Source organism: Stenotrophomonas sp. YIM B06876 (assembly GCF_030711595.1).
In the GTDB taxonomy this organism is placed as follows: domain Bacteria; phylum Pseudomonadota; class Gammaproteobacteria; order Xanthomonadales; family Xanthomonadaceae; genus Stenotrophomonas.
In genome coordinates, this window is record NZ_JAUJUJ010000563.1 from 1 (window position 1) to 432 (window position 432).

The window sequence follows — 432 nt, forward strand, 5'->3', positions numbered from 1 at the left end:
ATTGATCTAAAAGTTAATGCAATTTAACAGCATTTAACGAATTTTAAAAGCAAGTTGTCGTATTTTAAATGCTTTTACTGCATTTTCAATATATTGGCATGATTTTTGACTTTTGCTTATTTGACAACTAATGACGATTGATTTTAACGCTCAGGCCACGCGGGCAGCATAGCGCTGCGCCAGCTTCAGCCGCTCATCGGGCGGCAGCTGCATCATCAGAGCCACCGCTGGGAGCTTTGGGCGCGGCTGTGGCCTCGGGCGCTGCTGCGCCCGCAAAGGGGCCAGGAAGGCCTGCAGCTTGGCGCGGAACACCTCACCATCGGTTTTGCGCGGCACGAAGTCCCAAGGCGGCAGCACGGTGTGCGCACCATGGGGATAGCGGTCGGTGAAGATCTGGCGCGTGTCGTAGGCGGCATGCAGGCCCGTGCCGCG

The 432-nt window shown here is 54.6% G+C and carries 1 protein-coding gene; it reads right to left on the reverse strand.

From position 1 onward, the window contains the following. Window positions 1-150 precede the first annotated feature (150 nt). Window positions 151-432: hypothetical protein (locus QZH66_RS18475; protein ID WP_305807241.1), on the reverse strand; the 282-nt coding region annotated here is incomplete at its 5' end.